Source organism: Streptomyces lateritius, from assembly GCF_014649715.1.
Taxonomy (GTDB): domain Bacteria; phylum Actinomycetota; class Actinomycetes; order Streptomycetales; family Streptomycetaceae; genus Streptomyces; species Streptomyces lateritius.
The window spans coordinates 180,372-204,280 of record NZ_BMTO01000003.1 but is presented as its reverse complement, the minus strand read 5'-3'; the positions used below and the strand labels follow the sequence as shown (position 1 = coordinate 204,280).

The window sequence follows — 23,909 nt, the reverse complement described above, 5'->3', positions numbered from 1 at the left end:
CCGGGACGGCGGTGAGCAGGGGTGAGGGCAGGGTGCGCGGCGCGCGTATGGGCCACCCGGGGGACACCGGTGCCCCATTCGCGCGCCTGGGATCGCGGCTGTGATAGGGGGCTTCTAGCGTTTCGGGCATCGAGGGGCATGTCATGACCTATGCGGAAACCCCTTCCGCAGCTGCTCCTCGGGGACCCGGAGGTTTCCATGCGCGCGATACGTGCCGCGTCCACTGCCCTGCTGGGGGCGGCCGCCCTCGCCCTGGCCGTTCCCGTCGCCGGCGCGGCGGACGGCGCCCCCGCACCCCACCCACAAGGCCCCCAGGCCGCGCGGGCGAAGGCGCCGGGCGACTTCGTCGTCTCACCCTCGCTGGTCGCACCGGGCGGACGGGTGACGCTCAGCGCCCCCGGCTGCCGCAGTACGGCGACCGCGTCGTCGGGCGTCTTCGACACCGTCACCATCGCCCCGGGCTCCTCGGCCACCGCCGTGGTGGACTGGGACGCCAGGCGGGGTGCCGTCTACACGGTCAACTTCAACTGCACCGGCGGCGTCACGGACACCGTCAACCTGACCATCAGCGGCACCACCGCGAGCCCGACGAGTCCGACCGCCACGTCCACCGTCCTCACCCCTCCGCGGGGCGTACAGGGCGGCCTGGGCGGCTCGGTCGGCGGCGTCGAGGCGTGGACGCTGGCGGCCGGTACCGGCCTCGTCATCACCGCCACCACCGGCCTCGTCCTCGTCCTGCGGCGCCGGTCGAACCTCGACCGGGGCCGGCGTCACTGACGTCGGGGGCGGGCGCCCGCCCCCGACCGAACCGACAAGCTGCCCCACGAACCGACAAGCTCCACGAACCGCCAAGCCCCACGAGCCCACGAGCACCACGGCAAGCCCGTCGCCCCCGAATCCTGACCTCACAGGATTCGGGGGCGACGGGCTTGTACGGCCGACCGGGAGGTTCGGCCGGTCAGGCCGTTCCGCCGCTCATACGGCGCCGGCGCACGATGAACATGCCGCCGCCCAGCGCGGCGGCGGCGACGAGCGAGCCGCCGACGGCCATCTCGGTGGAGCTCGGTGCGAGCGAACCGCCGATGCCGCCCGCCGAGCCCTGGCCGGCCAGCACCCGGAAGCGCTGGGTGAACACCCGGTTGGGGCTGGTGCAGTGGACGGTCAGGGTGTGCTCACCGAGCGTGGCGTTGTTGTGGATGCGGGCGACGGCGCTGGAGACACCGCCGAAGGGCGCCGAAAGGGAGACGGTCGGGAAGGCGGCGGATGAGACGGTGCCCCCGGCGCAGCCCTTGACGGTGATCGTGAGGGTCGACCCCTGGTGGACCGCGGAAGGGGTGACGGTGACGTTGTGAGAGCCGTCGCCTCCCCGCTGGACCGCGGAGGAGCCGACAGTGACAGTGCTGGGACCGTTGGTGGCGGCGGCGAGGGGGGCCGCGAGCCCGACCGCCGCGATAGCGGTGGCGGCCACCGCCAGAGTGCGTGCAGCACGCATGGTTGAACCTCCAGTGGAAGACGCCCCAAAGCGGTGCCCCGGGAAATTCGACGAGTACGCCTTCCATGACGAACCATCACAAGTGCGGGCAACCTCCGCACCTCGGCACTGGTCCACCCCGGTGAGGCGACACGCCGGGGAATGGACCGGTGAATCTGACGGAGCCGCAGGTCACAGCCCGTCAGGATGCTTATCTGATGATTACTCGTATGGGTCATCGTTCTCGTCACCCGGCCCGCCCTGAGGTACCACTGAGCTCCCGGTGCGCACCGGACGGTCTTCGCACGGCCTCGGCGCGCCCGCCACCCGTTCGCCTTTCCCTGATCGCCGGTCCGGCCCGCCCCCCTTACCGTTCTGACGACGCCACGAAGGGAGAACCATGAGCCCCAAGGACTTCAGCGTCTTTGAGCCCAGAAGACGCCAACCGTGGGGCGTCCTGGCTCTCGTCATGCTGTCCGGCCTGGCGATGGTGCGCAATGGAGTCGACGTGGAGATGGGCCCGCCGCAGCCCGCGGCCGCCGCTGCTCCCGACACCCGTCCGACCGGGGCTCCGCCCGTCCCCACCGGCCTGGAGCCCCTGCCCCACGCCCCCGCCTCGCGGATCAAGATCCCGTCCATCAGGGTCGCCGCCCCCATCATGGACGTGGGTCTGGACGAGAACGGCTGGATCGCTGCGCCGCCGCCGGAGGACCCCAACCTGGCGGGCTGGTACCAGAACGGCATCGCGCCCGGGCAGCGCGGCACGGCCGTCGTCGTCGGCCATGTCGACAACGCGGCGGGCCCCGCGGTCTTCTACGGCCTCGGCTCGCTGGACAAGGGTCAGCACATCGAGGTGGAGCGGTACGACGGCCGGGTCGCCGTCTTCGAGATCTACGGCGTCGAGGTGTACTCCAAGAGCAACTTCCCCGGCGTCCAGGTCTACGGCGACACCGGAGAACCCGAACTCCGGGTCATCACCTGCGGCGGCGGCTACTCACGGGCGCACGGCTACGACGGCAACGTCGTCGTCTACGCGCGCATGGTCGGCTCCCGCTGAGGACACCGCGCAGGGCGAGAGGCCCCCGGCGCCGAGTGCCGGGGGCCTCGCCGTACGTGAACGCGTTCAGCGCCGTGGGACGGTGATGCTGTAGCCGGCGTCGAGGAGTTCGGGCAGGTAGCGCCCCAGCGCGGCCACGCTCTGCGCGCGGTTGCCGCCCGCGTCGTGCGAGAGCACCACGACTCCGGGCGCGGCCCCGTCCAGGACCCTGCGGACGATGCTGTCGGTGCCGGGCTCCTTCCAGTCGAGGGTGTCGACGGTCCAGGCGAGCGGCTCCATGCCCAGCTCGGCGCCGATCTCGAAGGAGTGCCGGTTCCATGCTCCGAACGGGGCGCGGTACCAGAGCGGTGCGGAGCCGAGGATCTTCTCGACGAGGTCACTGGTCGAGCCGAGCTCCTCCCGGATGCGTGAGGGGCGCAGCTTGGGGATCAGCGGATGGGACCAGGAGTGGTTGCCGACCACGTGCCCGTCGGCGGCCATCTCCCGGACAAGGTCCTGGTTCTCGACCGCCATCTCGCCGCAGACGAAGAACATCGCCCGGCAGCCGTGGCGGCGCAAGGTCGCGAGGATCGCCGGGGTGTAGCGGGGGTCGGGCCCGTCGTCGAAGGTGAGCACCATCGAGCGGCCGACCCCCGACATCTTCAGGAAGGGCCGTTGCCGGACCGGCGGGAGCGCCTTCCGGAAGGCGGGGGGCGCGTAGGCCGTCATGGGCTGGAGCCGGTACGAGGAGGGCTTGAGCCGGGCGCGGGCCTGCGGACCCGATGCCGGACCCCCGCTCTCGCCGCCGCCCGGGCCGCCCCCGCCGCCCGTGGGAGCGGCCCTGTCCGTCGTACCGAAGCGGTCGGCCGTGAGGACGCCGACCGTGGCTGTGGCCCCCAGGGCGGCGGCGATGCGCAGCACCGCTCGGCGCCCTGGGGGCATCTCATCATTTTTCATGACTAATGGCTCGCATGGCCGAAGGCCTCAGCCCCTCACCCACACCGGCCGTCTGTCCGAAAACACCCGATGAGCCGATAGCCGGGCTACCGGCTACTCCCCCATGACCAGGCCGTCCCCGGCCGCGCCGCGCGCCAGGACGACGTCACGGATCGTGTCGCGTACGGCGGTGAGGGGTTCGCCCGCCTTGATGGCGGCGTTGAGGTTGACGACCCGGCCGCGGCCGGTGTCGAACCACTGCGGGAGGAACTCGGCCGCGGTCACCTCCCAGCGCGCGCCCGGAGCCTTGGGCGGGGCGAAGGTGAAGCGGCCGAGGGTGCCCTGGTTGCCGCGCGGGTCGAACGCGCCCGCGTGGTTGATCATGTCGCCGGCGATCTGGTCGCCCATGCCGTAGATGATCCAGGTGCCGTTGACCTTCTCGTAGGCCTGCGGGACATGGGCGTGGGTGCCGAGGATCAGATCGATGTCGGGCCGGCCGTCGGTCTGCGAGGCCGTGAGGGACCTGCCGAGGGTGAGCTGACGTTCGTCGGGGGCGGTCTGCCACTCCGTGCCCCAGTGGACACTGACCACGACGACGTCGGCGCCGGCCTTCCGGGCGGCCCGGGCGTCGGCGATGATCTTCTGTTCGTCGAGGAGGTTGACCGCCCACGGCTGCCCGGCCGGCAACGGATAGCCGTTGGTGTCGTACGTGTAGGCGAGCTGGGCGACCGTCGCTCCGCCCGCCTTCAGCAGGGTGGGGGTGGCGGCCTCCTCGGCGGTGCGGGCCGATCCGGCGTGACGGACGCCCGCCTTGTCGAGCGCGTCGAGGGTGCGGCCGAGGCCGGCGGCGCCGTCGTCCAGGGTGTGGTTGGAGGCGGTGGAGCAGGAGTCGTACCCGGTCTCCTTGAGCGCGGTGGCGATCTCGGGGGGTGACTTGAAGGCGGGGTAGCCCGTGTAGGGGCCGCCCTCCTGCCCGTAGACGGTCTCCATGTGGCAGATCGCCAGGTCGGCGCGGGAGACGACGCTCTTGACCCCGGAGAGCATGGGGCGGAAGTCGTATCCGCTACCGCCCGCTTCCTCGGCGGCGCGACGGATGATGGAGGCGTGCGGCAGGACGTCGCCGGAGGCGACGAGGGTGAAGCCGGTCAGGGCGGAGGCTCCGCCGCCGGCCGCCGAGGGGGCGGCGGGGCGGGCGGGAACCTTCCGCGACGGCGCGGCCTCGGGAGTGTCGACGACGCCGGCACAGCCGGTCGCCGCCGTGAGCAGGGCGGCGGCGAAGGCCATCGCCCCCTGTCTCGTGCGCTGCATCATCAGCCGGCTCCGCGTGATTCATCGGATGAACATCTGTCCAGAGAATTCATGGCCGGATATAAGCCGCAGTCAAGAAACAAAGCCGCAAGAGATACAAACCCCGCCGAAACGGACGCATGGTCTCTGCCTGACCGTTCGCCGCACCATTCGCCGCTCGGTGCGACCGCTCGTCGCACACCGTTGCGCGTTCTCTGTCCCTCGCCGCCCGCATGCGTTCGTATACGCCCGTGGGACGAGGAGCCGGCAGGAGACAGGAGAGGTGTGGAGCATGGCGACGGCGACAGCGACGACGACCGACGAACGGGCCCTGGCGAAGCTGCAGCGTGACCACGGCCCCGCGCTGTTCGGCTTCCTGCTGGGTCTGACCTACGGCGACCAGCAGCGTGCCGAGGACCTGGTCCAGGAGACGCTCGTACGGGCCTGGCTCCACCCGGAGGCGTTCGACGGCCCCTACGAGTCGATGCGGCCCTGGCTGTTCACGGTGGCGCGCCGCCTCGCCATCGACGCCCGCCGCTCCCGGCTCGCCCGGCCCACCGAGATCGGCGACGGAGTGCTCGCCGCCACCCCCGACCCGGCCGACGCCACGGAGTCCGCGGTCGCCGCGCTCGATGTTCGCGCGGCCGTACGGGAACTGAGCCCCGAGCACCGCGCGGTCCTGGTCCGGCTGTACTTCCACGGACTGACCGTCAACGAGGCCGCCGCCGACCTCGGCATACCGGCCGGCACCGTCAAGTCGCGCTCCCACTACGCGCTCCGGCAGCTCGGGCGCTGCCTGCCGGGCTACCGGCCCCGGCACGGGGGCGTTGCCGGGTCACGGGCCGTGGCCGCACAATGACCGCGTGACGCTGACTCTCGCCGCCGCGGAAAAGGTCCTCTCCGACAACTTCGCCCCGTGGGTGCTCGACCTGGGGCTCTCGGTGGTCTCCCTCGACGGGCCGGAGGCGGTCCTGCGTCTGCCCTGGTCCGAACGGCTGGCCCGCGAGGGCGGCGGGCTCAGCGGCCAGGCCCTGATGGCCGCCGCCGACACGGCCACCGTGATCGCTGTCGCCGCGGCCCGCGGCGGCTTCGTCCCGATGACGACGGTCCAGCAGTCGATCAGCTTCCAGCGCGCCGTCCTCGGTGTGGACGTCCTCGTCCGGGCGCGGCTGACCAAGACGGGGAAGCGGATGGCCTTCGCGGACATCACGATGGCGGCCGACGGCACGCACGAGACGGCCGCCCACGCGACGGCGGTGTACGCGCTGCTCGGCTGAGTCCGCCCCTCCCGGGTCCCGGATCCCCCACCTCTCCCACGGATCCCACACCTCCCACCAGCACCGATCCGGCGGGGGAACGTATCCGAAACCACACGGGCGAGTTGAGTAAAGAGCGTCCCACGCCCGTCCTTCTCGGTGGAGGCTCGTGGTCGGGGTCGCCGACCAACACGTCCGGGAGAAGGTGGGAGCGTTGCTGCCCGAGAGTACGAACGGCACCAGTGGAGGCGGGCTCGCCGTCCCGATGGCCTGGCTCTGTGCCGAGTTCACGGCGGACGATCTGCTGCGCGCGAGCTGCCTGGTCCCGCCCGGCTCGCTCGAGTACCGGGCCGGCCGGCAGACGCTGGCGCTCACCATCCATCTCTGCGAGGGCGCGGACGCCTCCTCCGGCACACGCGCCACGGGCCGGCTCGACGAGTGGATCTCCCGCACCGCCCACGACCGCCCGTGGCCGCGCTGGGTCCGCGAGCGGCTCGACGAGCGGGTCCACGCGGGCGAGGAGAGCCCCGACCTGGCCATGGCACAAGAGACCTGGCGCCGGCTCCGTTCGACGCAGCTGCGGGCCGCCGACCTCGGCGGGATCCCGTCGGCCGCGACCGGCCTCCCCGTGGACGAGTCGGCGCAAGTGTGGCTGCCGGCCTGGCGGTTGGGCCTCCCCCTCGGCCATCTGGCCCTGCATCTGTACTGACGTTCAGACCGGGGGCGCCGACAGAGCCGTGCGGTAGTCGGACAGGGCGGGCGCCGTGCGGTCCAGAGGGAAGCGGGCACCGAGCTGCCCGTCCGGCCGTACGACGAAGCCGGTCGAGCCGTCGGGACGGTAGAGCCGGGCGAACTCCCCCGCGGAGTCGCGGTATTCCGGAACGCCCGGAGTGCCGGCGCCGGTGGCCGGCGCCTCGCGCGCGCGGACGGCGACCGTCGGCAGTCCGGTCGTCCGGGCGGCCTCGGCCAGGGCGCCGCTGTCTGCCGCGTACAACAGCACCACATGTCCGGCCCGGCCCCGCAGGATGTCGAGCAGGCGCCACGGATAGGTCGCCATGGGTACGGTCAGCCCGGCGCAGTCCGGTGCCCGGTCACCTGGCTGGGGCGCGTCGACCGGCCCGTACGGGGCGCCGGCCAGCGGGCCGCCCCGGTAGCCGACCAGCAGCTGGGCCTCGCGGAGCACGAGGGTCCGCGGGTCGTCGGGGTCGGCCGCGATGCCCTGGGTGGCGTGCCGGACGGTCCGTCCGACGACCTCCTCACCGACCGGGCGGCGTTCGGCGTCGTAACTGGCCAGCAGAGCGGGCCCCGTCTCGCCCCGGAGGACGAGGGCGAGCTTCCAGGCCAGGTTGCAGGCGTCCTGAATGCCGGTGTTCATGCCCTGGGCGCCCGTGGGCGGGTGGATGTGGGCGGCGTCACCCGCGACGAAGACGCGCCCGTCGGCGTAGCGGTCGACGATGCGGTGGCTGATGCGGAAGACGGAGGACCACCGCAGCCCGGAGAGACGCGTGGGCACCGGCGCCAGGCGGTCGACCACGGCCTGGAGGTGGGCCAGCTCCGGTCCGTGACCTCCCTCCGGGCCGTGCGCCACCCGGTCGCCCCGGGCGGGCCCCTGGCCGTTCGCCGCCGTGGAGAGCTCGGGCGGGACCGTCATCGACATGCGGTAGCGGTTCGGACCGGGCAGCGGGACGCAGACCAGCACCTCGTCGGCGGAGCCGTCCTCGGCGCGATGGCTGGACCGTACGCCGTACCCGTGCGGCAGTTCCCAGTCGGTCTCGACATCGCCCAGCATGTACTCCTTGGGGAAGGCCCCGCCTTCGTAGGAGAGGCCGAGGCCCTTGCGGACGGTACTGTGCGCTCCGTCGCAGCCGACCAGGTAGCGGGTGCGCAGCTCCTCCTCGACGCCGGACGCGGTGCGCAGCCGGGCGGTGACCCCCTCCGCGTCCTGGCTGAACGACAGCAGCTCCGTGCCCCGCTCGATCACCGTTCCCAGGCCGGCGACGTACTCCTCGAGGAGGCGCTCGGTCTCGTACTGCGGCAGAGCCGCGAACGTGTAGGGCACATCGGGCGGCAGCGCCATGTCGAGCGGCGCCTGCTCCCGGCCGTTGACGTAGATCAGCTGGCCGAGCAGCGGAGTGGCGGCCTCCAGGACCGTACGGGCGAGGCCCATCCGGTCCCAGATCTCCAGGGTGCGCGGCTGGACGCCGACCGCCTTGGCGTACGGGAGGCGGGCGGGCAGCCGGTCAACAAGGCGGCAGCCCACCCCCTGCCGACGGAGCTCCGCGGCCGCGCTCAGCCCGACGGGCCCGGCCCCCGCGATCAGTACGTCGGTGCTGTGGGTGTGCGCCACGGGTGCCTCCCAGTGCCCGGCCCCCGGACCGGTCCCATCCCATCGTCACCCGGCGGCGCGCGGGCGTCGAACGGAGCGGCGTGCGCCAGGCCTCCTAGGCCGTGTCCGGAAGGTAGCGCCGTCTGCCCGCAGGGCAAGCACTGTTGACAACGCTCGTGATCAATACACCTAGGGGGTCCCCCGGTGGACGCCCGCCCGGTACTTGGGGATCCGGACCGTCACCTTCATGCCCGCGCTGAGGCCGGTCTCGATGACGAGGCCGTGCTCCGCCCCGTACACCTGGCGCAGCCGTTCGTCGACGTTGGACAGGCCGATACCGGAGCCGGTGGGGCGTTCCCCGGCGAGGATCGCGCGCAGCTCGGCCGGGTCCATGCCCACGCCGTCGTCCTCGATGGTCACGACCGCCTCCGCCCCCGCGTCCCGGGCCGCGATCGTGACCCGGCAGGCGTTCACGCTGTCCTCCAGACCGTGCTTCACGGCGTTCTCCACCAGCGGCTGGAGGCAGAGGAAGGGGAGGGTCACCGGCAGCACCTCGGGCGCGATCTGCAGGGTGACCTTGAGCCGGTCGCCGAAGCGGGCGCCGGCGAGCGCCAGGTACTGCTCGATCGCGCGCAGTTCGTCGGCGAGCTGCGCGAACTCGCCGTGCCTGCGGAAGGAGTAGCGGGTGAAGTCGGCGAACTCCAGCAGGAGTTCCCGCGCCCGTTCGGGGTCGGTACGGACGAAGGAGGCGATGGCGGCGAGGGAGTTGAAGATGAAGTGCGGCGAGATCTGGGCGCGCAGGGCGCGGATCTCCGCCTCGACGATCCGGGTCCGCGAGCGGTCGAGCTCGGCCAGTTCCAGCTGTACGGAGACCCAACGGGCGACTTCGGTCGCGGCCCGCACCAGAACCGCCGATTCCCGCGAGCCGTAGGCCACCAGCGCGCCGAGGACACCGTCCTCGCCGGTGAGCGGGGCGATCACCGCCCAGCGCAGCGGGCAGTCCACGTCGGCGCACCCGCTGTGCGTGGAGCGGCTGCGGCCCGAGTCGAGGATCTCGGCGACCTGTTCCATGACGTGGTCCCGGTGGTGCCCTTCACCCGGCCCGTCCCAGGCGAGGACGGCGGAGCGGTCGGTGAGACAGAGCGCCTCCGTCCCCAGCAGCGGGCGCAGCCGCCGGGCGGCCTTGCGCGCGGTCTCCTCGGTGAGGCCGGCGCGCAGCGGCGGGGCCGCGAGCGAGGCGGTGTGCAAGGTGTGGAAGGTGGCCCGCTCGACCGGGGTGCCGAGGTCGAGGTCGGCGGTGCGGGCCCCGCGGCGGGCCGCGAGCCGCCCCAGGGCGAATCCCGCCACCAGCAGCACGGCCCCCACCGCGGTCGCGGCCGCGAGCGCGATCCCACTCATCGGTCCGCCCCTTCCCGCGGGGCGGGGGGCCGGCCGCTGAGCTCCTCCGGCAGGTGCAGCCGGGCCAACAGGGCGGGTGTTCCGGCCGGGATGTGCCGGGGCGTGGCCAGCGAGACGAGGATCATGGCCAGGAAGCCCAGCGGAACCGACCAGACCGCGGGCCAGGCCAGCAGCGTGTGCGGCCATCCCTCGGCCGGCAGCCCGGCCCGCGTCACCATCACCGCCGTGAGGGCGCAGCCGCCCCCGAGCAGCAGCCCGGCCATGGCGCCGGGAGGGGTGAGCCGCCGCCACCAGATGCCGAGGACGAGCAGCGGGCAGAACGAGGAGGCGGAGACGGCGAAGGCGAGACCGACGGCGTCCGCGACGGGCACCTTCGAGGCGACGATCCCCGCGGTCAGCGGGACGGCTGTGGACAGCAGGGTGGCGAGGCGGAAGTGCCGTACGCCCCGGGAGGGAAGCACGTCCTGGGTGAGCACACCGGCGACCGACATGGTCAGTCCGGAGGCGGTGGAGAGGAAGGCGGCGAACGCCCCGCCCGCGAGGAGCGCGCCCAGCAGATCGCCGAGCACGCCGCCGAGCATCCGGTCCGGCAGGACGAGCACGGCGGCGTCGGCGGCTCCGGTGAGGGCCAGTTCGGGAGCGTAGATCCGGCCGAGCGCTCCGTACACCGGCGGCAGCAGGTAGAACGCGCCGACGAGGCCGAGCACGACGAGCGTCGTACGGCGGGCGGCGCGGCCGTGCGGGCTGGTGTAGAAGCGGACGGCCACGTGCGGCAGCCCCATGGTGCCGAGGAAGGTGGCGAGGATCAGTCCGTACGTCGCGTACAGCTGGTGGCCGTCACGCCCGCCGGCCAGCGGCTGCGACCAGCCGAGGGGATCTGCCCCGGTGGAGGCCCGCGCGGGGACGGCGGCTCCCTCGGGGAAGGCGAGCGTGCTGCCGCCCTCGACGCGGTGCGTGCCCCGGTCGAGGGTGACGGTCCGCTCCTCGTACGGGACGGTGTCGACCCGGCCGGTGACGGTGAGCGTGAGCGGGGCGTCGACCTCGATCCGTACGGTGTCGGCGACGCGGACGACGGTGTGCTCGCGGAAGACGGCCGGGGCGTCGAAGCGGACCCGGGGCGCGCCGTCGCCGGACCACGCGGCGGCCAGGAAGAGCGCGGGCACCAGCAGGGCGGTGAGTTTCAGCCAGTACTGGAACGCCTGGACGAAGGTGATGCTGCGCATGCCGCCCGCGGCGACGATGCCGGTGACGACGACGGCGACGAGCAGCCCGCCGACCCAGTCGGGGGCTCCGGTGAGGATCTGCAGGGTGAGTCCCGCGCCTTGGAGCTGCGGGAGGAGGTACAGCCAGCCGATCCCGACGACGAAGAGGCTGGCGAGCCGGCGGGCGGGCGGCGATTCGAGCCGGGCCTCGGCGAAGTCGGAGAGGGTGTACGCCCCCGAGCGGCGCAGTGGGGCCGCGACCAGGACGAGCAGGACCAGATACCCGGCGGTGTAGCCGACGGGGTACCAGAGCATGTCGGGGCCCTGGACGAGGACGAGTCCGGCGATGCCGAGGAACGAGGCCGCCGAGAGGTACTCGCCGCTGATGGCGGCGGCGTTGAGGCCGGGCCCGGCCGTGCGGGAGGCGACGTAGAAGTCGGAGGTGGTGCGGGATATGCGCAGGCCGAGGGCGCCGATGAGCACCGTGGCCAGGACGACGGCGGTGACGGCGGCCACCGCGTAGGTGTGGTTCACGTCCGGTCCCCGCGGTCAGCGGCCCTCGACGAGGCCGGTGAAGTCGCTCTCGTTGCGTTCGGCGCGGCGGACGTACCAGCGGGCGACGGCCCAGATCACTGGGTACACGCCGACGCCGAGTGCCGCCCAGACGACGCCCTCGGGCGCGGGCAGCGCGAGCAGCAGGGGCAGCGGCCCGACGAGCAGGGCGAGCGCGCCGAGCGCCGTGAGGGCGGCCCGGAGCTGGCTGCGCATGAGGGAGCGGACGTAGGTGTGACCGAGGGTGGTCTGTTCGCTGATCTCGGAGCGGGCGGGCGGATGGCCGGGCCTTCGCGGCGTTCCCGCGCGGGGCGCCGGCGGCAGGCCGGTGGTGTTCTCGCGGAGCGCGGAGGCGCGCGTGACGGTCTCGCGCCGGGGCCGGCGCGGCGGTGGTTCCTCGGACGTCGGTGTCCGCTCCGTCATCGGTCGACCTCGCAGGGGCTGTGGAGTCAACGGAGTGTACGCACCGGTACGGGCGCGGGGGTAGGGGCTGCGGGTACGGCCTGGGCCGACGGCTCCAGGGCCGGTCAGCCGCTCGCGCGACGCATGAGCAGGTCCCGGAGCTGGCGGGCGTGGCGGCGGCTGACGGCCAGCTCGGTGGTGCCGACCCGGACGGAGGTGGCACCGCCGTCGAGGCGGAGTTCGTCGATCCGGCCGAGGGCGACGAGATGACTGCGGTGGATGCGGACGAAGCCGCGGGCGGCCCACCGCTCCTCCAGGGTGGAGAGGGGGACGCGCACGAGGTGGCTGCCCTCGTCGGTGTGCAGGCGGGCGTAGTCGCCCTGGGCCTCGACGTAGGCGATGTCGTCGACGGCCACGAAGCGGGTCACGCCGCCGAGTTCGACCGGTATGTGCTCGGGCGTCCCGAGGGGCGCGGTGGGGGCGGCGGAGGCGTGGACCAGCTCGTGGACCCGGCGGACCGCTTCGGCGAGCCGCTCGCGCCGCACCGGTTTGAGGACGTAGTCCACGGCCTTGAGGTCGAAGGCCTGGACGGCGAAGCCCTCATGGGCCGTGACGAAGACGATCAGGGGCGGCCGGGCGAAGCCGGCGAGCAGCCGGGCGACGTCGAGTCCGGTCAGCCCGGCCATGTGGATGTCGAGGAAGACGACATCGACCGCGTCCTCGCCGTCGGGCCCCGCTTCGAGGGCCCGCCCGATCCTGCGCAGCGCCCCGGTGGCGTCGGTGGCGCCCTCGGCGCTGCGCACCCGTGGATCGGCCCGCAGGAGGTAGAGCAGTTCCCCGAGGGCCGGCTCTTCGTCGTCGACGGCCAGTACGCGCAGCATGCGGCGGAGTCTAGGCGAGCGGTCGGCCGGTGGAGGGGGTGGTCGACCGGCTGAGGGAGCCATCGGCCGGTGGAGCGGGTGGTCGGCCGGTGGAGGGGTGGTCGAGCGGTTACTTGAGCAGTTTCGACAGGCGTCGGTCCGCGAGCGGTTTGCCGCCGGTCTGGCAGGTGGGGCAGTACTGGAGGGAGGAGTCGCTGAACGACACCTCACGGATGGTGTCACCGCAGACCGGGCAGGGTTCGCCGGCCCGCCCGTGGACGCGCAGTCCGCTCTTCTTCTCGGCCTTGAGCTTGCCCGCGGCGAGCCCGTGCGCACGCTCGACGGCCTCCCGGAGGGTGGTACGCGTGGCCTCGTAGAGAACGGCGGTCTCGTCGTCCGTCAGGTTCTGGGTCGGTTTGAACGGGGACATCTTCGCCGCGTGCAGGATCTCGTCGCTGTAGGCGTTCCCGATGCCGGCGATCAGGCTCTGGTCGCGCAGGGCTCCCTTGATCTGACGCCGTTCCCCGTGCAACAGGGCGGCGAAGGCGGTGAGGTCGAACTCGTCGGCGAGCGGGTCGGGGCCCAGTCGGGCCACCCCCGGCACGTCCTGCGGATCGCGGACCAGGTGGACGGCGAGCCGCTTCGTGGTCCCGGCCTCGGTGAGGTCGAAGCCGTCGCCCCCGGTGAGCGCGGTCCGCAGGGCCAGCGGTCCCTTGCCCGGGCGCGGTGCCCCCGAGGGCAGGGGATCTTTCCAGTGGAGCCAGCCGGCGCGGGCCAGGTGGATCAGGAGATGGAGCAGCTCGCCCGTGGTGCCCGCGCTCTCGATGTCGAGGAACTTGCCGTGCCGGGCGACACCGACGACCTCGGCACCCTCGAGGGCGCTCAGGGGTGGGTCGTACGTCTTGAGCACGCTGACCGCGACGGGCAGCACGCGGGCGATCTCCTTGCCCACGAGATGCTCGTCGAGGAATTCTCGCAGCGCTTCGACCTCGGGCAGTTCGGGCATGGCTCCACCCTGCCAGGACCGCCGTCGCGCCGCGCGCTCAGCGCCTCACGTTCAGCGGCCCCCGCCGAACTCGTCGAGCAGGTCCAGTTCGTCGGCGAACGCGGCTGCCAGCGCGTCGAGGTCGGGGACCGCCTTGCCGTCGGCGACCAGGCCGACGTGTACCTGTCCGCCGTACGGAGACATCGCCACGGCCAGTGACTGGCCGCGGGCGAGCGGCGCCATCGGGTAGAGGGCGCGCAGCGGGGCCCCGCCCAGGGAGAGCGCGGAGCGCGGCAGCGGCACGTTGGTGACCAGGACGTCGAACAGCAGCCGGGCGGCTCCGGAGGCCAGCGGGGCACCGAAGCGGTGGGCGAGCGGCGGCAGTTGGTCGGCGAGGACAGTGAGGGCTCCGGCGCCGCGCAGCGGGCCGTCGGCCTTGTTGCGGTCCATCGCCCGCCGTACGGCGGTCAGCCGGGCCGCCGGGTCGGGCTCGGTGACCGGGAGGGTGAGGAGGTAGGCGGAGAAGCTGTTGCCGGAGCCCGCCGGGGAGCCGGGCCGGCGGCGGGAGACGGGCACCAGGGCGCGCGGGTCCGCTCCGGGGAGCGGTTCGCCGCGCCCGTCGAGCCAGCGGCGCAGGGCTCCGGCGACGACGGCGAGCAGGACGTCGTTGGCGGTGCCTCCCGAGAGGCGGCGTACGCGGTGGATCCGCTCCAGGTCGAGGACAGCGGTGGCCACCCGGCGCGTTCCGCTGGAGTGGGCGGCGAGGGCCGCGGTGGCGCGGGGGTCGAGCCGGCTGGCGCGGACGACGGAGGCGCCGACCTCGACGGCCCGGCCCAGGTCCCCGATGCGGTCCCGTGCGGCGCCGACGAGCCGGCCGGGCCCCGGGAGCCAGGAGCGCGGGGGTACGGGGCGGGCTCGGCGGTGGCCGGGCCTGCGGGTGACGGCGGCGATCTCGTCGAAGATGCCGGCCCCGATGGCGACGGCCCGCATGCCGTCGGCGAGGGCGTGGTGGAGCTTGACGAGGACGCCGAACGACCCGTCGGGGGCGCCGGTGAGCAGGTACATCTCCCAGGGCGGCAGTCCGCGTTCGACCGGGCGCTCCATCAGCTCGCCCGCCAGCCTGGCGGCCTCGGCGGGGAAGTCGGCGCCGGGCAGGGCGATCTCCCGCACGTGCCGTCGCACGTCGAAGTCCTTGTCCGTGGCCCAGACGGCGCCGCCGACCGGCAGCAGCACGTCGCGGACGCGCATCCTCAGCCGGGGGATCGCCTCGGCGCGGCGGGCGAGGAGTCCGAGAAGGCCGGGAAGACCGGGAAGATCGGGAAGGTCTGGCACACGGCGCTCCCCGTGCTCGTCGCCCCGGGGCGGCGGGCCGAAGTGGGCGAGGGCGCCCAGGTGCATGGGGTGGTCGCTGGATTCGAGGTGCCAGAAGGCCAGATCGAGAGGTGCCAGAAGCTCACTGCTCAAAGGATCCCCATGTCCTGGAGGTGGCCCGATCGGAGTGGCCGGGAACCGAAGTCAACCGCCTACGGTCGGTGACGGTCAAGTACGATCGATGTACGCAGCGTTAACAATAAATTCGCACCAGACACATTTGCCTCCTCCGCGCGGTTCGACGCCCCAGACGTCGGAGAGCCGGTCCACCAGGAGCAGGCCCCGGCCGGAGACGCCCGACTCCCCCGCCTCCCTGCGTCTCGGCAGCGCGCTGGAGCGGTCCTCCACCTCCACGCGCACCCGCCGGTCCGGCCCCGCGAGCATCCGCAGCGTCACGATCGCCCCGCCGTCGGTGTGCATCAGCGCGTTGGTCGTCAGCTCGTCGGAGACGAGTTCGATCTCGTCGGAGCGCTCCCCCGCGCCCCAGGCGCGGACGGCGGCCCGGATCATGTGCCGGGCGGAGCTCAGCGCCTCCGGGTCGCCCTGCCCCACGTGCTGCTGAAGCCGGCCGCCCGAGCGCGGGAAGTACGCGCCCTGCCGACGCAGCAGCAGGATCGCCACGTCGTCCTCGCCGCCCCGCTCGTCCACGACCTCGCACAGGTGGTCGGCGAGCTGCTGGAGGTCGCGCGGCCCGCCCCGTACCAGCGAGGAGAGCCATCGCATGCCCTCGTCGAGGTCGGATCCCGGCTTCTCCACCAGGCCGTCGGTGTAAAGCAGGAGCGTCTGGCCCGGGTCCAGTTCCAGCGTGGTCACCGGGTAGTCGAGACGGCCGAACTCGGCCGAGAGGCCGAGCGGCAGCCCGCCGTCCACCGTCAGCCGCCGACTGCCGCCGTCAGGGTCCTGGAGCAGCGGCTCGACGTGTCCCGCCCGCACCACCTGGATCACGCCGGTGGCGAGGTCCGCCTCGGCGTAGGTGCAGGTGGCGAAACGGTCGGTGTCCAGCTCGTGGAGGAAGACGGACGCCCGGGCCATCACGGTCGCCGGCGTGTGCCCCTCGGCCGCGTAGGCGCGCAGCACGATCCGCAGCTGGCCCATGACGGCGGCGGCGTGGGTGTCATGGCCCTGTACGTCCCCGATGACGGCGCCGACCCGGCCGCCGGGCAGCGGGATGATGTCGTACCAGTCGCCGCCGATGTCCCGGCCGAGACGGGCCGAGCGGTAGCGGACGGCTATCTGCGCGCCGGGCACCTCGGGGATGCGGCGCGGCAGCATCGCCTGCTGGAGCCCTTGGGCCAGGTCGTGCTCCTGCTCGTAGAGCATGGCGCGCTGCAGGCTCTGCGCGATGCTGCTGCCGAGCGCGACCAGCAGGTTGCGCTCGTCGGCGCTGAAACCGGACTTGTCGCTGTAGAGCAGTCCGAGCGCGCCGATCGGCCGGGCCTGGGCGATCAGCGGCAGATACACCGCCGAGGTGATGCCGAGCCCGCTGATGTGCGGCCAGAGGACCGGGTACGAGTCGGCGAAGTCCTGCGGGGAGTCGATGAACCGGGGCCGGAGGGTGCGGATCACCTCACTCATCGGGTACGGCTCGTCCACCCGGGTGAAGCGCGTGCCGGGGACGAAGGCGCCGTCCGGCCCCTCGGCGACCAGATGGATCCGGCCCGCCTCCAGGAGGCCCACGACGAGGCTGGTGGCGCCGAAGTACTCGAGCCCGTGCGAGTCGTTGAGCAGGTCGATGACGTCCTGCACGGTCCTGGCGTGGGCCAGGGCCGCGGTGGTGCCCTCCACGACGCTGGTGCGTTTGCGCCGCCCTTCGTCCAGGCCGAGCCGCGCGGCCTGCTCGGTCACCTCCTCCGAGGCGTCCCGGACGATGCCGACGATCCGGCGGGGGCGGCCGGTCTCGTCGCGCTGGATGATCCCCTCGGTGTGGGTCCAGCGGGAGGCGCCGTCCCGCAGCCGGACGCGGAAGTACGCGCCGTAGTGGCCGCTGCCGTCCTTGAGCGCGTGGGTGACCAGTGTGTCGAGCCGGCGCGCCTCGTCGGGCGTCACGCGGGAGCCGAGGGTGACCGGATCGCCGTCGTACTCCTCGGGGCGCATGTCGAAGACGGCCAGGGCGCCCTCGTCCATGGCCATCAGGCCGGTCATCAGGTCCCAGTCGAAGCTGCCCATCCGGAACGCCCGGCCGTAGTCCCGGAGAAAGCAACAGGCCGGGCTCCCTGGTCCCGATCCGCAGCGGCACTCCACCGCCTCGCCGCCCCCTCTGCCCGCGCTCATGGGGCCACGCTAGGCGGAGGGCCGGTCCGGCGCACGGCGGAGACGGCGGCGGACATGGGAGCCCTCAGCCTTCGAAGGTCTCCGGCTGCCGCGGGGCGGTGTCGCCGGGGAAGAGGTCCTCCCAGGAGGGCGGCTGGGAATCGGGTTCGACGGGCTGCTCGGAAGGCGGCGGGGAGGCCGGTTCGGACCAGGTCGGGGCCGGGCAGCCGGGCGGGACGGACGGGCTTTCGTACGGCACCGGCGAGGGGCACTCGGTGGTAGACGACGGGTCCGGGGACGTGGGGTCCGGCGACATGGGATCCGGGGACATGGGATCCGAGGACATGGGATCCGAGACTTCCGGGTCCAGCGTCGTGGGGTCGGGGGCGGGCGTCGGCGGCAGCAGGCGGTGGCACCGGTCGGGGTCGCAGGGCGGATCCACCGCGGGCTTCCTGTCCTGGTCGCCGTCGGTCCCGGTCCGCCGCTCGATCCACGTGTGGTCGACGACGTCGACGATGACCAGGCTGTTCACGACCGTCGCCGTCGGCCTGATGACCACGACCCGGTCGGGGTGGTATCCGCTCCAGGGCTTCCCGCTCTGCGCGGCCCCCCGCCCGGCGCTCGGCGAGCGCAGCGGATTTCCGCAGGCGCAGCGGACGCGCGGCGCGCCGTACCGGTCGACGAGTACCGCCGTACCGGCCTGAAGGACGGACTGGTACGCGGTGGCGCGGCCGCCGGAATAGCCGTGGTTGGTGACGCGGGTGTCGGCGCGCAGGACGACGGGGGTGAGGCCGCGCAGCCAGTCCGCGAGGTCGGCCTCGGGGATGCCGGCGCCGTCGGCGAACGCGCGGGCCTTCGGCGCGTCGGCGGTGAGGAGGGCGACCTGCCGCTCGACGTCGCAACTGGTTGCGGAGTGGGTGCCGCCGTAGAGGCCGGGGGTGGAGCCGGTGACCTCATGGTTCGTGGCGGCCGTCGCCGTCCCGCTCGGCGGTGTCGTGGCCGGCGGGGCGCCGGCCTTCGCCGTGGACTCGGTGAAGGGGTCGGGTCCCTGGGCGGCGACGGGCTGGAGGAAGACCTCCTGGGAGGCGGCTGTCGTCCCCCCGTCTCCGCCGCCGTCGTCGGACGAGCAGCCCGCGACCAGCAGCGCCGCGGCGAGCGCGGTGAGCGCGGCCCGCGCGCCGACGTGGGGCCTTCGTGACCGGCGTGTGGGTGAGCGCACCTGGATCTCCCGCCTCTTCCACCCCGGGCCGCTCCTTCGTGTCCGGCCGGGACATTCCCTCATGTCTGTCGCACCGGCCCGTCGGTCGCAAGCGGGGCAGGGCCGGTCGAGCGACAGACTTGAACACGTTCAAGGAAACCCCTAGGCTCATCTCATCGAGTTGAACACGTTCAATCGGGGGGGTGGTGCGCGGATGTCCGTGTTGGTCGGTCTCATCGTGATGCTCGGCATGTTCGTCGTGGTCCCGGTCGGCCTGCGGCTGATCGACGGGCCGACCGGGCCGACGCCCCGCGGACTGCGCACCCTCGCCCGCGCCTGGCCGCTGCTCGCCCTGCCGGGCGCGGTCGCCCTCTGGCTGCCGCGCTCCCCCACGGCGGCGGCGCTCGCCACCGTCTACGCGCTGGCCACGCTGACACTGGCGCTGTACGCCCCGGCCCGCCTCGCCGCACGGCTCCGCCGACCCTCGGCCGGCGGCGGCCCGGACCGGCCACGCGTCCTCGCGCCCTCGGAAATCGCCGTGCTCACCGCTCTGGTGACTCCCTCCGTGGCGGGGCTCGCCCTGGTCACCGAACGCGCCGGACACGAACTCCTCGGCTTCGACCTCGGCATCCTGGCCCTGACCGTGCCCCACTTCCACTTCGCGGGGTTCGCCGCCGCCCTGGTGGCCGGCCTGGTCTGCCGTACGTCCGAGGGACCCGCCACGCGGTTCGCCGCCCTCAGCGTCCCGCTCGGCACGCTGCTCGTCCTGCTCGGCTACTTCGTCGACGACTGGGCCGAACTCGCCGGGGCGCTCGTCCTCACCGCCGGCATGTGGGCCGTCGCCCTGCCGACCTGGCGGGAGATCCGGACCGGCACCGGCGACCCGGTCACCCGCGGCCTCCTCGCCGTCTCGGCCGTCGTCCTCGTGGCGACCATGCTCCTCGCCCTGAGCTGGGCGCTCGGCGAGGCCACCGGACTGCCCCACCCCAGCCTGACCTGGATGGCCGCCACCCACGGTCTCGGCAACGCCCTCGGTTTCGCCCTCTGCTCGCTGCTCGCCTGGCGCCGCATCCAGGCGTCCACCACGCCCACACCATCCGCACCATCCGCACCCAAGGAGACCGCGTCATGACCCGCCTGGTCCGCTCCCTCACCACCACCCCCACCGCTCCCCCACGCACGCCCGGCGCGGGCCTCAACTACCCCGACGTCGGCGCCACCGCCGCGGACCGGCTGCCGTCCGGCTACCAGCATCTCCACCACACCGTCCGGATCGGGAGGGGCGAAGACGCCTTCGAGACGGCCGGCGCCGCCGTCACCACCTGGCGGCTGCACCGCGCCTCCGGCGCACGAGTCCGCAGCCGGAACGTCCGCGCCGACCCCGGCGTTCTCGTGGAGGTCTCGCTCGGCCTCGGCCCCCTCCGCTTCACCGCACCCTGCGAGGTGATCTGGACGGCGTACGAGGGGGGCCGCACCGGATTCGCGTACGGCACCCTCGCCGGACACCCGGAGAGCGGCGAGGAGTCCTTCGTCGTCGACCTCCACCCCGACGGATCGGTCTGGTTCACCGTCACCGCCTTCAGCCGCCCCGCCGCCTGGTACACCCGCCTCGCGGGCCCCCTCGTGCCGCACCTCCAGCACGCCTACGCCCGCCACCTCGGCCGTACTCTGCGGCGCATCGTCGAGGGGTGAGCGACACCACTCGGGCGTTACGCTCCCTTTGTACCCATACGTTCCAGCCGAGGAGCCCGCGATGAGCCAGTACGACGAATACACGAGCCCCTCGCAGGCCGAGGGCGAGCGGCTCGACGAGGACATGGACCCCCAGGAGCGGAGGCAGCGCCATCCGCAGACCACCCGTACCACCCCCTCCCAGGCGGAGGGCGAGCGCGGCGCGGACGACGAGGACAAGGCCTGACTCCGCCTCCTGGCCGACGCCCCCGGGTCGATACTGGAAGGGATGGAGTGGTTCACCGCACCCGATCACTGGCTGAGCCGGATCCTCTTCCAGCGAGGGCTCGCCGGGCTGTACCTGGTGGCCTTCCTCTCGGCCGCTCTCCAGTTCCGGGCCCTGATCGGCGCGCGCGGCATGCTGCCCGTGCCGGAGTATCTGCGCCGGGTCGAGCCGCGCAGGACGCCCACCCTGTTCCACTGGCACTACTCGGACCGCTTCTTCGCGGTGGTGGCCTGGTCCGGTGCGGCCCTGGCACTCGCCCTGGTGGCCGGCGCCGGGGACGCGGTGCCGCTCGCCGTCTCGATGCTGCTGTGGGCGGTGCTCTGGGGGCTGTACCTCTCCATCGTGAACGTCGGCCAGACCTGGTACTCCTTCGGCTGGGAGTCGCTGCTCCTGGAGGCCGGCGTCCTCGCGATCCTCCTCGGCAACGAGGACACGGCGCCGCCCGTCCTCGTCCTGTGGCTGCTGCGCTGGCTGCTCTTCCGGGTCGAGTTCGGCGCCGGTCTCATCAAGCTCCGCGGGGACCCCTGCTGGCGCGATCTGACCTGCCTCCACTACCACCACGAGACGCAGCCGATGCCCGGCCCGCTCAGCTGGTTCTTCCACCACCTGCCGAAGCCGCTGCACCGCGTGGAGGTGGCCGCCAACCACTTCGTGCAGCTCGTGGTCCCCGTGCTGCTCTTCACCCCGCAGCCGGTGGCGACGGTCGCCGCCTGTCTGATGGTGGCGACCCAGCTCTGGCTGGTCCTCTCGGGCAACTTCGCGTGGCTGAACTGGCTCACCATCGTCATCGCGCTCTCGGTGATCGACGGCTCGCCGCTCGTCGGTGCCCACCCGCGGCCCGATCCGCCGCTCTGGTACGTGGTCGTGGTCATCGCGGCGACCGCCGTGATCCTGGTCCTCAGCTACCACCCGGCGCGGAACCTGCTCTCCCGCCACCAGGCGATGAACCGCTCGTACGACGCGTTCCACCTGGTCAACACGTACGGCGCCTTCGGATCGATCGGGCGGGTGCGTGACGAGATCGTCATCGAGGGCACGGACGACCCGGCGCCGCACCCCGGGACGGTGTGGCGGGAGTACGGCTTCAAGGGCAAGCCGGGCGATCCGCGCCGGCTGCCCCGTCAGTACGCCCCGTACCACCTGCGTCTCGACTGGCTGATGTGGTTCGCGGCCCTCTCGCCCGCGTACGCCCGTGACTGGTTCGGCCCCTTCGTCGAGCGGCTTCTCGAAGGCGACCGGGACACGCTCCGGCTGCTGCGCCACAACCCGTTCCCGGACAGGCCCCCGACCCACGTCAGGGCCCGGCTCTACCGCTACCGGTTCACGACCTGGCGGGAGCTGCGGGAGACCGGAGCCTGGTGGCACCGCACCCTCGTACGGGAGTACATGCCGCCGGCCCGGCTGCGGACACCGACACCGGAGCGCGGATAGGGGCGAGACACTCCCAAGAGCCGAACATGCCGGTGCCCCCGGGATCCGGCCGGGGGCACAGGACGAAACGACAGGTTCGACTCAGTCGATACCGGGCAGAATGTGCGGCTCCGCGAGGTCCTCCTCGTAGCCCGCCAGCCGGATGGGGGCCGAACGGGCCCACACTTCCAGGCTGCCCAGCTCGCCGGACCGCCGGGGCCGCTCCGGACTTTCGGCCGGTCGCTTTTCCTGCTTCGTCAGTTCTGGTGTCACCGCGCACTCCCTTGTGTCGCGTACCAATGAGGACATGGCCGTTCGGTCGCGGTGGCGCCGTTCTCGGGGGCGGGACCGCGGCCTTGGTGGCAGGCCAGTCCCCAGGCCGACCGTGAGGGTTTGGTGAAACCCCGGTGGACGACCGTGGACATCAGAGTAACCAAATGAGCGCGCTCGCGCTCTATGGGGCTCGGAAGTGTGACGCGATCGGGTGAATGCCGCGCGGGTGAACGATTTACCAGTTGGCGGGCGCGTAGTCCTTGAGGAAGCAGCCGTACAGGTCCTCGCCCGCCTCGCCGCGCACGACCGGGTCGTAGACGCGGGCCGCGCCGTCGACGAGATCGAGGGGGGCGTGGAAGCCCTCGTCGGCCAGGCGCAGCTTGTCGAAGTGCGGGCGCTCGTCGGTGATCCATCCGGTGTCGACGGAGGTCATGAGGATGCCGTCGGTCTGGAACATCTCCTGGGCGCTGGTCCGCGTGACCATGTTCATCGCGGCCTTCGCGGCATTGGTGTTCGGGTGCCCCGCGCCCTTGTACCCGCGGCCGAAGACGCCCTCCATCGCCGAGACGTTGACGACGTACGAGCGACCGCTGGACGCCTTCGCGGCGGCCTCCGCCATCACCGGGCGCAACTTGCTGATCAGGATGAACGGCGCCGTGTAGTTGCACAGCTGGGTCTCGAGCAGCTCCACCGGGGAGATCTGCTCGATGGTCTGCACCCAGGTGTTGGTGTCGACGACGTCAGGCACCAGGCCGCCGGCGTCGATGGCGGTCCCGTCCAGGTGACGGGCCACGCTGGCGTTGCCCGCCACCAGGGCGAGGTCCGCGACCTTCTGCGCGTCGAGCCCGCTCACACCGACGGGCAGCGCGGCGAGGCCGTCCACCGCGCCGGAGTTGAAGGCGCCGATGACGTGATGGGCGGGAAGCTCCCCGGCGGGCAGGGGGGCGCTCTCGCCCTCGACCAGGGCGGCGTAGGCGGAAGGCAGGCGGCGCACGGTCTGCGTCGCGTTGTTGATGAGGATGTCCAGCGGTCCGGCCTCGGCGACCTGGTCGGCGAGGGCCACGGCCTGGGCCGGGTCGCGCAGGTCGATGCCGACGACCTCCAGGCGGTGCAGCCACTCCGCCGAGTCCTCCATGGCCTTGAAGCGGCGGATGGCGTCCTTGGGGAAGCGGGTCGTGACGGTGGTGTGCGCACCGTCGCGCAGCAGCCGCAGCGCGATGTACATGCCGATCTTGGCGCGGCCGCCGGTGAGCAGCGCGCGCTTGCCGGAGAGGTCCGTGCGGGCGTCACGCCGGGCCCGGTTCTCGGCGGCGCAGGCCTGGCAGAGCTGGTGGTAGAAGTAGTCGACCTCGACGTACCGCGTCTTGCAGATGTAGCAGGAGCGGGGCCGCTGGAGTATCCCGGCGATCCGGCCGGCCTCGGTCACGGAGGAGGGCAGGAGGCCCTCGGTCTCGTCGTCGATGCGCTGGGCGGAGCCGGTGGCGGTGGACTCGGTGACGGCCTTGTCGTGGGCGGTCTTGGCGGCCCGGCGCTCCTGGCGGCGGCGCTGCTTCACGGTCCGGTAGATCCCGGCGGTGGCCCGCCGGACGGCGATCGCGTCCGGGTGGTCGACGTCCAGCTTGTCGAGCTCGTCGAGCACGCTCAGGCAGACGGCCAGGCGCTCGGGGTCGATACCCGGCCCGTACTCCTGGGATTCTTCGGTCACCGTCATGGCCTGTCGTTCCTCGATCGCTCGTACG

Annotated in this window: 23 protein-coding genes; 9 read left to right on the top strand and 14 right to left on the bottom strand. The window is 72.9% G+C overall.

The features are described 5' to 3' along the window. Positions 1–198 precede the first annotated feature (198 nt). The gene (locus IE136_RS07350) at positions 199–777 is read left to right on the top strand and encodes a hypothetical protein (protein ID WP_158992529.1); all 579 of its coding nucleotides are present in this window, start codon (positions 199–201) and stop codon (positions 775–777) included. A 181-nt stretch (positions 778–958) separates the two neighbouring features. Here the strand turns inward: IE136_RS07350 and IE136_RS07345 are convergent, their stop codons facing one another. Then, positions 959–1,492, bottom strand: a complete 534-nt coding sequence (locus tag IE136_RS07345; RefSeq protein WP_158992527.1) for a hypothetical protein — start codon at positions 1,490–1,492, stop codon at positions 959–961. Positions 1,493–1,871: 379 nt separating this feature from the next. Here IE136_RS07345 and IE136_RS07340 point away from each other — a divergent pair, with 379 nt between their 5' ends. Next, positions 1,872–2,528 carry a class F sortase gene (locus IE136_RS07340; RefSeq protein WP_158992525.1) on the top strand — a complete coding sequence of 219 codons (657 nt, stop codon included), beginning with the start codon at positions 1,872–1,874 and terminating at the stop codon, positions 2,526–2,528. A gap of 66 nt (positions 2,529–2,594) precedes the next feature. Here IE136_RS07340 and IE136_RS07335 read toward each other — a convergent pair whose 3' ends face one another. Further along, on the bottom strand, positions 2,595–3,449 hold the full coding sequence (locus IE136_RS07335) for a polysaccharide deacetylase family protein (RefSeq protein ID WP_189599861.1): 855 nt from the start codon (positions 3,447–3,449) through the stop codon (positions 2,595–2,597). Positions 3,450–3,557: 108 nt separating this feature from the next. Continuing rightward, positions 3,558–4,754, bottom strand: coding sequence for a CapA family protein (locus IE136_RS07330; RefSeq protein WP_158992521.1), 1,197 nt, complete (start codon positions 4,752–4,754; stop codon positions 3,558–3,560). 268 nt (positions 4,755–5,022) lie between these two features. On the opposite strand from IE136_RS07330, the gene IE136_RS07325 reads away from it, so the two are divergent. The 3 genes from IE136_RS07325 (at position 5,023) to IE136_RS07315 (ending at position 6,695) form a co-directional block, all read left to right on the top strand. Beyond that, complete coding sequence (locus IE136_RS07325) at positions 5,023–5,589, top strand: sigma-70 family RNA polymerase sigma factor (protein WP_158992519.1); 567 nt, start codon at positions 5,023–5,025, stop codon at positions 5,587–5,589. 4 nt (positions 5,590–5,593) lie between these two features. Further along, positions 5,594–6,007, top strand: coding sequence for a PaaI family thioesterase (locus IE136_RS07320; RefSeq protein ID WP_158992517.1), 414 nt, complete (start codon positions 5,594–5,596; stop codon positions 6,005–6,007). A gap of 193 nt (positions 6,008–6,200) precedes the next feature. Beyond that, on the top strand, positions 6,201–6,695 hold the full coding sequence (locus tag IE136_RS07315; RefSeq protein ID WP_158992515.1) for a hypothetical protein: 495 nt from the start codon (positions 6,201–6,203) through the stop codon (positions 6,693–6,695). Between the two features lie 3 nt (positions 6,696–6,698). On the opposite strand, the gene IE136_RS07310 is transcribed toward IE136_RS07315, so the two are convergent. The 9 genes from IE136_RS07310 to IE136_RS07270 form a co-directional block, all read right to left on the bottom strand. Then, positions 6,699–8,333, bottom strand: a complete 1,635-nt coding sequence (locus IE136_RS07310; RefSeq protein WP_189599860.1) for an FAD-dependent monooxygenase — start codon at positions 8,331–8,333, stop codon at positions 6,699–6,701. A 168-nt stretch (positions 8,334–8,501) separates the two neighbouring features. Continuing rightward, complete coding sequence (locus IE136_RS07305) at positions 8,502–9,710, bottom strand: sensor histidine kinase (protein WP_189599859.1); 1,209 nt, start codon at positions 9,708–9,710, stop codon at positions 8,502–8,504. Then, positions 9,707–11,446, bottom strand: a complete 1,740-nt coding sequence (locus IE136_RS07300; RefSeq protein WP_158992509.1) for a sodium/solute symporter — start codon at positions 11,444–11,446, stop codon at positions 9,707–9,709. The genes IE136_RS07305 and IE136_RS07300 overlap by 4 nt, the downstream gene beginning before the upstream one ends. A gap of 15 nt (positions 11,447–11,461) precedes the next feature. Further along, positions 11,462–11,887 (bottom strand): hypothetical protein, encoded by a 426-nt coding sequence (locus IE136_RS07295; protein WP_229818691.1) that lies wholly within the window; start codon positions 11,885–11,887, stop codon positions 11,462–11,464. A 104-nt stretch (positions 11,888–11,991) separates the two neighbouring features. Beyond that, entirely contained in the window at positions 11,992–12,747 is a 756-nt protein-coding gene (locus IE136_RS07290) for a LytR/AlgR family response regulator transcription factor (protein WP_158992507.1), read from the bottom strand. A 109-nt stretch (positions 12,748–12,856) separates the two neighbouring features. Further along, the gene (locus IE136_RS07285) at positions 12,857–13,732 is read right to left on the bottom strand and encodes an Fpg/Nei family DNA glycosylase (protein WP_189599858.1); all 876 of its coding nucleotides are present in this window, start codon (positions 13,730–13,732) and stop codon (positions 12,857–12,859) included. A 51-nt stretch (positions 13,733–13,783) separates the two neighbouring features. Beyond that, a complete protein-coding gene (locus tag IE136_RS07280) occupies positions 13,784–15,175 on the bottom strand; it encodes a wax ester/triacylglycerol synthase family O-acyltransferase (RefSeq protein WP_189599857.1) in 1,392 nt (463 codons plus the stop codon). A gap of 75 nt (positions 15,176–15,250) precedes the next feature. Then, a complete protein-coding gene (locus tag IE136_RS07275) occupies positions 15,251–17,353 on the bottom strand; it encodes a SpoIIE family protein phosphatase (RefSeq protein ID WP_189599856.1) in 2,103 nt (700 codons plus the stop codon). Between the two features lie 64 nt (positions 17,354–17,417). Next, positions 17,418–18,551: a DUF6777 domain-containing protein gene (locus IE136_RS07270; RefSeq protein WP_189599855.1), complete on the bottom strand. Its 1,134-nt coding sequence runs from the start codon at positions 18,549–18,551 to the stop codon at positions 17,418–17,420. 193 nt (positions 18,552–18,744) lie between these two features. Here IE136_RS07270 and IE136_RS07265 point away from each other — a divergent pair, with 193 nt between their 5' ends. From IE136_RS07265 to IE136_RS07250, 4 genes are all read left to right on the top strand, one after another. Continuing rightward, entirely contained in the window at positions 18,745–19,662 is a 918-nt protein-coding gene (locus IE136_RS07265) for a YndJ family protein (protein WP_158992496.1), read from the top strand. After that, a complete protein-coding gene (locus IE136_RS07260) occupies positions 19,659–20,222 on the top strand; it encodes a DUF1990 domain-containing protein (protein ID WP_158992494.1) in 564 nt (187 codons plus the stop codon). The genes IE136_RS07265 and IE136_RS07260 overlap by 4 nt, the downstream gene beginning before the upstream one ends. A gap of 61 nt (positions 20,223–20,283) precedes the next feature. After that, the gene (locus tag IE136_RS07255) at positions 20,284–20,448 is read left to right on the top strand and encodes a hypothetical protein (RefSeq protein ID WP_189599854.1); all 165 of its coding nucleotides are present in this window, start codon (positions 20,284–20,286) and stop codon (positions 20,446–20,448) included. 42 nt (positions 20,449–20,490) lie between these two features. Continuing rightward, positions 20,491–21,918: a lipase maturation factor family protein gene (locus IE136_RS07250; RefSeq protein ID WP_158992492.1), complete on the top strand. Its 1,428-nt coding sequence runs from the start codon at positions 20,491–20,493 to the stop codon at positions 21,916–21,918. Positions 21,919–21,999: 81 nt separating this feature from the next. Here the strand turns inward: IE136_RS07250 and IE136_RS07245 are convergent, their stop codons facing one another. Both IE136_RS07245 and IE136_RS07240 read right to left on the bottom strand, forming a co-directional pair. Continuing rightward, on the bottom strand, positions 22,000–22,170 hold the full coding sequence (locus IE136_RS07245) for a hypothetical protein (RefSeq protein ID WP_189599853.1): 171 nt from the start codon (positions 22,168–22,170) through the stop codon (positions 22,000–22,002). 235 nt (positions 22,171–22,405) lie between these two features. Further along, on the bottom strand, positions 22,406–23,881 hold the full coding sequence (locus IE136_RS07240) for an SDR family NAD(P)-dependent oxidoreductase (protein ID WP_158992490.1): 1,476 nt from the start codon (positions 23,879–23,881) through the stop codon (positions 22,406–22,408). Positions 23,882–23,909: the final 28 nt, after the last annotated feature.